This window comes from Pseudomonas putida, from assembly GCF_005080685.1.
GTDB lineage: Bacteria > Pseudomonadota > Gammaproteobacteria > Pseudomonadales > Pseudomonadaceae > Aquipseudomonas > Aquipseudomonas putida_V.
Map to the genome: position 1 here is coordinate 3,186,311 of NZ_CP039371.1, position 13,150 is coordinate 3,199,460.

Here is a 13,150-nt window from a genome sequence, read left to right on the forward strand (position 1 = left end):
CCTTCAGGCGCCCAGGATGAAGTCCGCCACTGTCACCGTCGTGGCATCGGCCACCCCGACCAAGCGGATCGAGTCGGCGGCACCGATGCTCACCAAGGTGTCGGCGCCCACGTCGGTAATGCTCACCCTGGCAGCGAAGGTCGCGGCGGTGATGCCCAGCCCAGATACATCGAGCCGATCCTGACCACCTGCGGGGTTGGCATCGAAGCCCACTACCTGATCGACGCCGAAACCTGCACCGAACAGGAAGATGTCGTTGCCGTCGCTGGCCACCAGGGTGTCGTTGCCCGCTCCCCCGGTGACGCTGTCGTTGCCTGCGGCGCCATTGAGGAAGTCGTTGCCGTTGCCGCCCTGCAAGGTATCCAGGCCCACCCCACCGAACAATGTGTCGTTGCCATCGCCGCCCAGCAACTGGTCGTTGCCGACGTCGCCGTCCAGGCTGTCGTTGCCGATGCCACCCTGCAAGGTATCGGTGCCGGCACCGCCATTGAGGGCATCGTCCCCGGTCCCGCCGTCGAGGTTGTCATCGCCACCTCCACCGGCCAAGGTGTCAGTCCCCAGGCCACCCAACAGCTGGTCGTTGCCGGCGTCGCCATTGAGCGTGTCATTGCCGGCGTTACCGGTAAGGGCATCGTTGCCCCCGGCACCGTTGAGCGTGTCGTTGCCCGCCCCGCCGAGGATGGCATTGTCGAGGCCGTTCCCCGTGCCGACGAAGTTGCCCAGCCCGGTATAGCTCAGGTTCTCGACGTTGCCCGCCAGGGTGTAGCTGGCTAGGGCAGTCTGCACGTTGTCGATACCCGCGCCGGTCGCCTCGACCACCACGTCCGCGGCGGCGTCTACCACGTAGGTATCGTTGCCGCCCCCTCCCACCAGGCGGTCGGCGCCGGCGCCACCGTTGAGGGTGTCGTTTCCGGCCCCACCGGTGAGGGTATTGGCAAGACCATTCCCGGTGCCGCTGAAGTTGCCAGTACCGGTAAAGATCAGGTTCTCGACATTGGCGCCCAGCACGTAGCTGGCCAGGGTAGTGCGCACGGTGTCAGTGCCTGCACCTGCGCCCTCGACGACACTGTCGCCGACATTGTCGACCACGAACACATCGTCGCCGGCCCCGCCATTCATCACATCCGCACCCTGCCCGCCGATCAGCGTGTCGTTGCCATCCTCGCCATTGAGCACGTCGTTGTCGGCGCCGCCATCGAGGGTGTCGTTGCCGGTGCCACCGAACAATTGATCGCTGCCGGCCAGGCCATTGAGGATGTCGTTGCCCCCGAGCCCTGAAAGGATGTCGTTGCCGATCGTGCCGTTGAGGGTATTGGCCGCCGCAGTCCCTTGCAGCACCACCCCCGGCGGCACCGCTACCGCCGCCGTCGCCGCCGAAGTCAGGGTTTCCAGGGTACCGAAACCATCGGTATAGCGCACGATCACCCGAAGTTGCTGGTTGCCCTGCGCGGCAGTGGGCGTGAAGCTCGCCGCCGTGGCACCGGCTATGTCGCTGAACGTGGCACCGCTGCCCTGCTGCCACTGGAAGCTGAAGGCGCCCAGTCCATCCAGGTCGGCAATGCCCGCGGTCAGGGCCGTCAGGACCTGACCCTGGTCCGGTGTGGTATCGCTGATCGCCACGCCTCCGGTGGGCGCGTCATTGACGTTGACCACCGGCCCGAGGATATCGGAAGGCACGCTTTCGGCAACGCCGAAGGTGTCGACATAACCCACCACTACCCGAATGTTCAGGCCCACGTGCGCCTGCCCGAGGGCCAAGGTGCTGTTGGTGGCATTGGCGATGTTGACCCAGCCAGCGCCGGTGTTGGATTGCCACTGGAAGGTGAACTGCGGGTTGGGCGCCAGGCCATCGGCGTCGACGATGGCTGCCGGATTGGCCGTTAGGACCTGATTCTGGGCAACCACGCCACTGACCGTAGGCCCGGCGCTCGGAGCGCTGTTGGCCGACGAATCGACGATTTCCAGGGTGCCCTTGGCGTCCTGGTACACCGCCCGCACCCGGAGGTTCAGCCCGGCGACGTCATCGGTGACCCGATAAGTGCTGCCAATGGCCCGCGAGACTTCACCGGCCTCGACGAAAGTGATGTCTTCATAGACGCCAGACCCCGGCAGGCGCTCCACCTGCCAGTAATAGGAAGCCGGGCCGGAAAGCGCCCCGCTGGGGTTACCAGCGCCCTGGTTGTCGGCATCGTGCACCGCCAGGTTGCTCACACGCAGCAACTGGCCCACCACGGGGGTGTCATCGCGAACGCCACTGGCATCGTCGAGAATGGCCAGGTGCCCCGCTGGGCCATTGTTGCTGGCGGTGCCCACGCCAGAGGCCTGCGCACCGTCGGCGAACTGCAAGCGCTCGATGCCGGTCAGCCGGTCGACGCCATCACGCCCGGCCACAAGGTCGGTCACGATCACCGCGTTACCGTCGACCACCACGTTGTAGTCCCCGGCATTGCCCGAGAACACGGCGGTGTCGTAATGGTCGGCGCCACTGAGGATCTCCCGCACGATCACCAACTGCCCTGGATTGTAGGTCCCGTTGAGCATCAATGGCACCATCGGCTCCATGCTGTCGAACGAAGCGATCTCGTCCCCCGTACCATCGGCGTTCTCCCTCACGCTGATACGCACGTTCAACCACTTGTCGCCGTCGATGATGTCATCGCCACCACGCCCCTCGATCAGGTCGCTACCGGCACCGCCAAGGATGATGTTGCCACCATCGTAGAAAGTCGCCCCGGCGGCCAACAGGCCGGCCAGGCCGTCGATCAGGCCGATGTTGGTGAGCACGCTGCCGGTCGCCCCCGCAGTGGGCAGCGAGGTGGCATCTTCGTTGTCGCCGCGCAGGAAGTCGCCATGCGCCGACCCCGACAGCCCTTCCATGATATCGAAGCGCGCCAGGGCTGAGGCGCCGGAGCCCGGTACCGGCGGAACATTGAAGAAGCGATCGCTGATGTCGATGCTAACGCCCTGGGCCAACCCCTTGAACGTCGCCCAGTCGTATCCTGAACCGCCGATGTAGCGATCGCCCAGGCCGAGGCTGCCGACCATGATGTCATCCCCGCCCTCACCGTTGAACTTGTCGTTCTCGTTGCCACCGATGAACACGTCGTTGCCGATCACCGGGTCGTTGCCGAGCGGGTCGAAGTTGTCGCCGGGCGCCCCGTCCGAGGTGCCCTTCTCGATCCAGTCGTCGCCTTCGTTACCCATGTCCTGTTCGTTGGCCTTGCTGCCCAGGATGAAGTCGTTACCCTGGCCGCCAATGGCCTCGGAGGCATCCTCGCCGGTGACGATGAAATCGTTGCCGAAGCCGCCGATGATCAGGTTGACGCCGTTGCCGCCATGCAGCACGTCGTTACCGTCGCCACCCTGGATGTTATCGTCGCCGCCGACGTCGGTAATGATGTCGTCGCCTGCCCCACCGCGCAGCTGGTCGTTGCCGTAACCACCTTCGATACGGTCGTTGCCGCCATCGCCCCAGACGGTGTCGTCACCCTCGCTGGACACCAGGATGTCATTGCCGTTGCTGCCGCCGAGCACGATATGCTCATCACCCATGTAGCGGATATAGTTGCTGTCCAGGCCTGTGGTCAGCGGGTTGTCGCGGATTACCCCCTCCGGGTCGGCGGCGCCCAGGCCGTCGTTGTACTGCTTGTTCGGGTCCACCTCCAGGTACAGCCCCGGCGTCGAGAACACCAGGCCCGGCAAGTGGGTGGCCGAGGTGTTGGCCATGATCAGCTTGGCGAACGAGTTGCTTTCCAGCTCGGCGTCCATCGACAGGCCCGCGGTACGCTCCAGGTAATAGAAGCGGTCGCCATCCTGGAGTTTCTCCAGTTGGTTCTCGAACACGAAGTTGAACGTGGAGCCGAGCATGCCACCGAACGGGGTCTTCTTCTCGGCCAGGCCGCCGATCCACAGGTCGATGGCATCGACGCCGGTCACGGTCACGCCCTTGAGGTCGTCGGCGGTGCCCATCTGCTGATCCTTGCCGGCCAAGGTGATGTTGGCCCAGTCGCCGGTGCCGTTGAGGAAGTCCAGCCGGTCCGTTGGGGCGTTGGCCCCGCCGAGCACCAGCGCCAAGGCGGCATCGCGCTTGCCGGCCAGGGTGGTAGCCGAGGTGATCGAGTCATGCGTGCCATAGGCGGCGATGAAGTTGATCAGCGACTCGGGGTGCTTGAGGTGCTGCACCAGGTCGGCCCAGCTGGTGTACGGCTTGAGCTGGGTATCGCCGGTCTGGCCGAAGATGTCGCGGCGCAGGGCGTTGAGCGACGGGATGCCCACATCCCGACCGCGGGCGATGTTGATCGCCGGCAGGTCCAGCGGCAGCCCGAGCAGGTTGTTGCGCAGGGCCTCGGTGACGAACTCGTCGATTTCGTTGCCGACCTGACGGGTCACCCCACGCACGATGGCGCTGGTCGCGTCCTCCGGCGTCACACCGCTGTCGGCGTAGGCCAGGGGGTTGAGGAACGCCGCGATCAGGCCCAGTTGCTGGTCTGGGTTGGTGCTGTTGGGGTCGCCCACGACGCTGAAGTCGGCATCGAAGCGGTCCACCGTCTCGGTGAGCATCGAGTGACCGAAACGGTACACGGTATGGGCGAATTCGGCGACGATCGACGCATCCAGATCGACGTCATACACCTGGGTCGGCGCGAAGAACAGGTCCACCCGTGGCTGGATGGTTCGGGCGAACTCCTCGAACACCAGGTGCTGGTACTGCATCTCGGTGCCGAACTTGGCGGCCTGGAACAGCCGTTCGCCATTCCACACCAGGGCTTCGATATCGGCCTGACTGGTCGGCACATGATCGACCGGAGTGAGCAACCATTCGTTGAGGAAAGCCACATCGCCCGACTCCAGCACGGTGTCCTTGGTTTGCGCTACCAGGCGATTGTGCTCGGAGTGGAAGATTGCGTGGACGGCGGTCAGGCCAATGTTTTCGTTGACCCGCCCGTCGCCGGCAATGTAGTGGGCATCGAGCAGTTCGTTATCGTAGACCGCGCTGGCACCGGTGCGCGGATCGACCGGGATGGCATTGCCAGCCACGGCATCGTTGTCCGGCGCGAGGGCGCCAGCGACGAATACCGGGACCGCGTTATGCGCAATGTCTGCCAGGAACTGGTGCCCGGTACGCACGGCATTGGTCAGGTCTATGGGGCTGGCAGGGTTGCCCTCGACCAGCACGTCGTCTTCGGTTCCGGCCAAGCCATCGGCGCCTTTCATCACCACTTGCGGATAGCCGTGCGGCCCCTTGATGAAGTTGCCATAGGCGTCGGTCGCCAGCAGCGGTACGTTGTCCACGTCGGCGTCGGTCAGATGGATGCCGAGGATGTCGTTCGCCTGGGCCTTGACGACTTTCCAGGTGGCCATCCCGCCGATCTCGGTATCGTCCTGGGTACCGAACTTGCCATCGGCGCCCAGGTCACGGTTGGTGATCAGCTTGCCCGTGGCGATCGGGCCGTCGGCTGTCATCTGATAGCCGCGCAGGAACACCTGGTGCGACGGGTGCGAACTGTAGGTCTGGTTCTGGTCCACGAACGGCGTGGTGGTGTTGGTGTGTTCGTGGATATCGTCGGCCGTGCCGAGCACACCATCCTCCCCTGGCAGGTTGGTGGCGCGGGTCAACACCATGAAATTGGTGTGACCGCCCGGCACGTAGAGCGGATCGTCCGGCTGCAGCGGGATGTACACCGTGCCGGAGCCGCCTTTGCTGACCAGGTCCAGGCCATGGTCGAAGAATTGGCCGAAGAAGGTCATCCAGGCGTTGAACGGTGCGGACAGGCCGGCATCGGCGGCGGTGTTGTCGAACACCAACACGTCCTGGTCGTCACCGGTCCCGAACTTGCCGTCCATGCCAGGGCTGGCGACCACCCGCACGCCATCCTTCAACACATCGTCACCGGTGTGCAGCAAGCCGTCCGAGCCGGGGTCGTAGGCTGCGGCATAGGCTGCCGGGTTGTCGGCAGTCTGGTCGACGATCAGGTTGCTGATGGTGCGCGGCTGCGAGTCGAACACCCTGCCGCTCGTCTGCGTATACGAGGTCGGGGCGCCACCTGGGGAGTTGGGACCGAAGAACCCGGCCGGTGTGTCTTGCGCGTCATTGAACACCGGGTCGCTCAGGCGCGGGAAGACGTTGTCGGCGGCGCCGAACTGGGTATTGTCGATGCCATTGAGGTGCATCAGGTTGTTGTTCGATCCATCCACCGCCCGCAGCCCCAGCGGCGCGCGGATGTTGGGGATCAGCGAAAGGATGTCCTGCCCTGCCGCATCGGCCTCGGCGATCTTGATCTGCTGAAGGATGAAATTCAGGTCCGAACGCACCATGTGCAAGCCATCGCCGCCGGCATTGGCGTCGACCACGGCCACCGCCGGGCTCGGTACCACCGGTGCCCCAGGCTGTACCACGGCGGTGGGCGCCGAGAACACCACTTCGGTGGTGCCATGGGCATCCTGGTAGATCGCCTTGACCCGCAAGGCCAGGCCGGCTAGATCCGGTGAGACCTTGAACGCCGTGCCATCGGCGCTCTGGAACGCCAGATCGCCAGCGGGCAACAGCACGATATCCTCGAACACACCGCTGCCTGGGTCTGCCTCGAACTGCCAGTAGTAGGACACCGAGGCGTTGTTCACCAGGCCTTGCGGGTTGCTGGCGGTAACGTTATCGCCGTCGCGCACGCCGGCCATGCTCACCGTGAGCACATCGCCCACGGTGATCGCGGCGCCGTTGCCATCGGTCACCGTTGGCCGCTCGGTGGGCTGGGCATTCACGCCTTCGACCAGCACCTGCTGCACATCGGCGAACTGCAGACGCTCGATGTGCAGCAAGGTATCGCTGCCGTCGCGCCCGGCCACGGTATCGGTGACGGTCCATACGTCATCGCTGACGTCGGCCGTGCCTCGGTCGTTATGGGTGACCACGTACTCGTCCTGCACCCCGGAGTAGATCGCGGTGTCGAAGGCAGCCCCGCCGGTCGAGGTACCAGGCAGGATTTCACGCACGGCCTTGAGCTGGCCAGGGTTGTAGGTCCGATCGAGCATGAACGGGATCATGTCGACCATGCTGTCGAAGCTGGCGATTTCAGGCCCGGTGTGGTCGACATCGCCAACGGCATACACCGCGATCCGTACGTTCAACCACTTGTCACCATCGATCAGGTCGTCGCCTCCGCGCCCTTCGATGAGGTCGCTGCCGTTGCCGCCCAGAATGATGTTGCCGGTGGCAAAGCCCGTTACCGGCAGCCCGGCATCGCTGAGGAATTGCCTGAGACCCCGAATCAGCTCGACGTTGCTCAAGGCACTGCCGGTGGCGCCGCCATGGTTGAGGATGGTCACCGCATCGACGTCATCGCCCTTGAGCACATCGGCGAACTTCGAACCGGACAACCCCTCGACCTCGGCGAAGCGGTCGAGGATCGACGCAGGCGAAGCGCCGACCGGGTTGAACACGCCGGCGTTCTGGTTTGGCGCGTTGCCATGTGGCTGGGCCAATGCCGCCAGGCTCAGGTCCACGGTCACGCCGACCTGGTCGTTCTTGTAGGTGACCCAGTCGAACCCCGACATGCCGTCCATCTTGTCCTGGGCATCGCTGCCGACGAAGATGTCGTCGCCGCCCTCGCCGATCATCTCGTCGAAACCACCGCCGCCGACGAAGATGTCGTTGCCGACCACATCGTCGGTCAGCAACGGCGCGAAGTTGTCGCCCGGGGCGCCGTCCTGGGTGCCCTTCTCGATCCAGTCGTCGCCCTCGTTGCCGGTCGGCGGCAGGTTGGTCTTGGCGCCGAGGATGAAGTCGTCGCCCTGGCCGCCGAAGGTGGTAGTGATGTCTTCGGTGGTGACGATGAAGTCCTGGCCGTCGCCGCCGAGGATCAGGTTGCCCGCAACCAGCATGCTGCCAGCGACGATCACGTCGTTGCCGGCGTTGCCTTCCAGGCGGTTGTCGCCGAACGAATCGGTGATGATGTCGTCGCCTGCGCCACCGAGCACCGCATCGTTGCCGGCACCCCCTTCGAGGTAGTCGTTGCCACCGTCGCCATAGAGCGTGTCGTCACCGTCGCCCGAGATGATGATGTCCGCCCCGGAGGTACCGCCCAGCACCACATGGTCCTCGCCGGTGTAGTGCAGGTAGTTGTCATCGCTGCCAACGGTGTCGGGATTGTCGCGAATCACCAGCGGCACCACTTCGACGCCGTTGATCGTCAAGCCGCCGGTAGGATCGTCGCGGCCATCGGCGCCCAAACCCGTGTATTGCCGGGTGGCATCGACTTCGAGGGTATAGGTGGGCGTCAGGAACACGGTATTGGACAGGTGCGTGACATCGGTATTGAGCATGATCAGCTTGGCGAACGAGTTGTTTTCAAGCTCGGTCCCGAAGTTCAGGCCAGCGGTGCGCGCCAGGTAATAGAAGCGGTCGCCGTTCTGCAGCGACTCCAGCTGGGTCTCGAAGATGAAGTTGAAGGTCGAGCCGAGCATGCCGCCAAACGGCATCTTCTCCTCGGCCAGGCCACCGACCCAGAAATCGATGGCGTCGACCCCCGTGATGGTCGCACCAAGCTGGTCGTCGGCAGCCAGCGCTGGGCTGGCCCACCTGCCGGTGCCATTGAGGAAGTCCAGTCGATCGCCTGGCGCGCCACTGCCGCCCAGCACCAGCGCCATCGCTGCGGCGCGTTTATCAGCGACGGTGGTGGCATTGACGATCGTTTCGTGGCTGCCATAGGCGGCGATGAAGTTGATCAGCGAGGCTGGGTGCTTGAGGTGATCGCCCAGGTCTGCCCAACTGATGTAGGGCTTGAGTTGGCTATCGCCGGTCATGGCGTAGAACTCACGACGCGCCTCGTTCAACGACGGGATGCCAGTGTCACGACCGCGGGCGATGTTCAATGCCGGCAGGTCCAGCGGCAGCCCCAACAGGTTGTTGCGCAGCGCCTCGGTGACGAACTCGTCGATCTCGTTACCGAGCTGGCGGGTCACGCCGCGAATGATCGCGCCCGCGGCCTGGTCGGCGGTCTCGCCACTGCCGGCAAAGGCCAGCGGGTTGAGGAAGGCGGCGATCAGGCCCATCTGCTGGTCAGGATTGTTCGGGTCGCCCCCGACCACGTCGAACGTCGAGTCGAAACGGTCGACCGTCTCGGTCAGCATCGAATGGCCGAAGCGGTACACCACATGGGCGAACTCGGCCATGATCGCCGGATTGATCGAGGTGTCGTAGCCATTGGGCGCGAGGAACTCATCGACCTGCGGCTGGATGGTACGCGCGAACTCCTCGAAGACCAGGTGCTGGTACTGCATCTCCGTGCCGAACTTGGCAGCCTGGAACAGGCGCTCGCCATCCCAGACCAGAGCGGCGATCTGCGCTGGCGTGGTCGGCAGTTCGGTCACGTCATCGGCCAGCCACTGATTGAGAAACGCCAGGTCGTTGGACGCCAGGACCGTGTCCTTGGTCTGCTGCACCAGGCGGTTGTGTTCTGAGTGGAACACATGGTGCACGGCGGTAAGGCCGATGTTCTCGTTGGCCCGGCCGTCGCCTGCGATGTAGTGGGCGTCGAGCAGTTCGTTGTCGTAGGTGAGGTTCCTGCCATTGAGGGAATCCTGGGCGTTGCCGACCTGGGTGTCGCCGTCGGCCTGGAGCTGCCCGTTGAGCGTGACCGGCTCGGCATTGTGCGCGATGTCATCGAGAAAGCCATGCCCGGTGCTCACCGCATCGGCCAGGCTGATCGGCGAGGCGCGGTTGCCTTCGCGCAGGCCAAGCACGTCGTCTGCAGTGCCGGCGACGCCGTCGGCGCCATTGCCCACGCGGATCACGACCTGGGGCATGCCGCCTGGACCGCGAATGAAATTGCCGTAGGGGTCGGTCAGCAGCATGGGCACGTTGTGCACGTCGGCGTCGGTCAGGTCGATGCCGAGGATGTCGCGGGCCTGGGCCTTGACCACCGCCCAGGTGGCCATGCCGCTGCCAGCACCGTCATCGCTGGTGCCGAACTTGCCATCGGCGCCCAGATCGCGGTTGCTGATCAGACGCCCGGTGGCCACCGGCTCACCGGCGCCATTGAGCATGTATTCACGCAGAAACACTTGGTGCGAGGGGTGCGAGCTGTAGGTCTGGCTCTGGTCCACGAACGGTGAGGTGGTGTTGGTCTGGCTGTCGTCGGCAGTGCCGACCAGGCCGTCTGCGCCTGCGTTTTGCACCGCGCGCGACAGCACCATGAAATTGGTCGGGCTGCCTGGCACGTAAAGCGGGTCGCTCGGCTGCAGCGGGATCACCACCATGGCCGTACTGCTCTTGGTGACCAGGTCCAGCCCGTGGTCGAAGAACTGGCCGAAGAAGGTCATCCAGGCGTTGAAACCAGCCGTAAGCCCGGCGTCTGGTGATTCGTTGGGAATGAAGTACACCGGCTTGTCGTCGCTGGTGCCGAATACCCCGTCAAGGCCTGGACTAAGCACTGGGGCAGCGCCGCCATTGGCTTCGACCGCCGCCGGGTTTGCCGCGGTCTGGTCGACGATCAGGTTGCTGATGACCCGTGGCTGGCCGTCGACGACATTGCCGGAATTGGCATACGCCGCGCGATAGGAGGCATCGAGCAGGCGCAGGAAGGCGTTGTCGGCGGCGCCGAACTCGGTCTGTGCGGTCAGCAGGTTGTTGAAGCTGCCATCGACGGTGCGCAAGCCGAACGGCACCTGGCTGTTGGGCAGCAGGTCGCTGAGGTTGGCACCATCGGCATGGGCCTCGGCAATGAAGATTTGCTTGAGGATGAATTCCAGGTCCGACTTGCTGAAGTTGGCCATTGTGATTGCCCTCGATCTGTAGGGAACGCAGGGCGACAGGGTCCATCCCGCGCCCGTTGAGGTGCGGAGCATATGAAGGCGAGAGCTGGCGCGAGGCAGGCAAGACCCGCAAGCCGGGAAATGCGCCTGGTCATCGCGTAGAGAGGACTCGCAGGGAATTCAGGCAACACGCCCCAGTACCGGGGGTGGGCCATGCAGCCCGGAACAGCAGGCGAACGTCCTGTATGGCCTATTCATGCGGCACGAGCACGAAATGATCGCCATGTTCACTCCAACGGGGATATCACCGCGCCATGCACTGCCGGACAGAAGGCAGGCTTCAACGGACGACCCGCGAATAATCAAGACTAAAGTTGGCGCGCCAACCTTTGTCAATATCACGTCGAAAAAATGGCACGTGCTGATAATCACTCGCAACTTACTGTTTTGAGTGGACTTATAGAAAGTTCAATTAATCTTTAGAGCGAATTGATATTACAAAATATTTCTACCCCACCTACGCTCCAGCTTGTGGGAGCAGCGCAGTGATCGTAAAAGGCCCGTCACCAGAGCGAGCCCTCTGCAATGCCGACTAGACGCTGTCTTGACTGTTGTCCGGAGCGCCGCAACGGCCTCCGGTTTTGCACCCTGGGAGGCTCTCATGCACAAGCAATCGCATAGCCGTTCCGAGCTCGCCGACGCACTTTTGCGCCTCAGACGCACCTTCTACGCCCTTGCCGGGTTCAGCGGCGTGATCAACGTCATGATGTTGACGCCCTCGATCTACATGATGCAGGTCTACGACCGCGCCCTGGTCAGCCGCAACGTCACCACCCTGACCATGCTGACGTTCCTGGTGGTCGGTCTGTTCCTGCTGATGAGCGCCCTGGAGATGATCCGCACCCGGGTCCTGATCCGCGTCGGCAACTGCCTCGACATGGGCCTGAACCGCCGCATTTTCAGCGCCGCCTTCGAGCGCAACCTGAGCCGCGCCGGAGGCAATCCAGGGCAAGCCTTGCAAGACTTGGCCCAAGTGCGCCAGTTTCTTACCGGCAATGGCCTGTTCGCTTTCTTCGATGCGCCGTGGACGCCGATCTACCTGCTGGTGGCGTACCTGATCCACCCCCTGCTCGGCCTGGTCACGCTGACCGGCTCGGCGATTCTGGCGGCCCTCGCCTACCTCACCGAAAAGGCCACGCAAAAGCCCTTGGCCCAGGCCAACCAGGCCGCCCTAGCGTCGGCCAGCTACGCCAACAACAACCTGCGCAACGCCGAGGTGATCGAGGCGATGGGGATGCTCCCGGCCATCAGCCAGCGTTGGTACAAGAGCCACCTGCAGATCCTGCAGATGCAGACCCTGGCCTCCGACCGCGCCGCGGTGATCAGCAGCGTCGGCCGCTTCGTGCGGGTGACCTTGCAGTCGCTGATTCTCGGCACCGGGGCACTGCTGGCGATCGAGGGCAAGATCACCCCAGGCATGATGATCGCCTGCTCGATCCTCACCGGCCGCGCCCTGGGCCCGGTCGAGCAGGTGATCGCGGCGTGGAAGCCGCTGCTCGGTTGCCGCCTTGCCTGGGGCCGGCTCAGCGAACTGCTCGGCGACTACCCGAACCGTCCGCCCAGCATGTCGCTGCAACGGCCGCTGGGCATGCTGGCGGTGGAAAACGTCTACGCCGGCGCCCCGGGCAGCAACACCACCATCCTGCGCGGGGTGAGTTTCAATCTGTCTCCCGGTGAAAGCCTCGGGATCATCGGGCCGTCGGCCTCTGGCAAGTCCACCCTCGCCCGCTTGCTGGTTGGCGTCTGGCCATGCCAAGCCGGCAAAGTGCGGCTCGATGGCGCCGATATCTTCACCTGGAACAAGGGCGAGCTGGGCCCTTGGCTGGGTTATCTGCCCCAGGACGTCGAGCTGTTCGAAGGCAGCATTGCCGACAACATCGCGCGGTTTGGCGAGGTCGACAGCGACGCCGTGATCCGCGCCGCCAAGGCATGCGCGGTACACGAGATGATCCTGCGCTTCCCCCAAGGCTACGACACCCGCCTGGGCAGCGATGGCAGCCCGCTCTCCGGAGGGCAGAAGCAACGCATCGCCCTGGCTCGCGCGCTGTATGGCGAGCCCAGCCTGATCGTGCTGGACGAACCCAACGCCAACCTCGACGACATCGGTGAAAAAGCCCTGGTCGATGCCCTGGCCGAGGCCAAGGCGCGAGGCGCCTCGGTGATCCTCGTCTCGCACCGACCGAATGTACTGTGCGCCGTGGACAACGTGTTGATGCTGCGCGATGGCGGCGTGCAGATGCTTGGCACCCGCGAGGAAGTGTTCGCGGCGCTGCGCAAGGCCAGCGTGATGCCCGCTGGCGCCTCGACACCGCTGGCTTCGGTGAAGGTACGGGAGTGACGA

The 13,150-nt window shown here is 64.4% G+C and carries 2 protein-coding genes; one reads left to right on the plus strand and one right to left on the minus strand.

The genetic code is table 11. The features are described from left to right. Positions 1-3: 3 nt before the first annotated feature. On the minus strand, positions 4-10,770 hold the full coding sequence (locus E6B08_RS14680; protein WP_136914692.1) for a peroxidase family protein: 10,767 nt from the start codon (positions 10,768-10,770) through the stop codon (positions 4-6). A gap of 640 nt (positions 10,771-11,410) precedes the next feature. Between E6B08_RS14680 and E6B08_RS14685 the strand changes: the two genes are divergently transcribed. Then, positions 11,411-13,147, plus strand: coding sequence for a type I secretion system permease/ATPase (locus tag E6B08_RS14685; protein ID WP_136914693.1), 1,737 nt, complete (start codon positions 11,411-11,413; stop codon positions 13,145-13,147). Positions 13,148-13,150: the final 3 nt, after the last annotated feature.

What these genes read in the sequence shown, in the direction of transcription:
- E6B08_RS14680 (WP_136914692.1), bottom strand. Translation starts at nt 10,770, where the DNA reads ATGGCCAACTTCAGCAAGTCGGACCTGGAATTCATCCTCAAGCAAATC.
- E6B08_RS14685 (WP_136914693.1), top strand. Translation starts at nt 11,411, where the DNA reads ATGCACAAGCAATCGCATAGCCGTTCCGAGCTCGCCGACGCACTTTTG.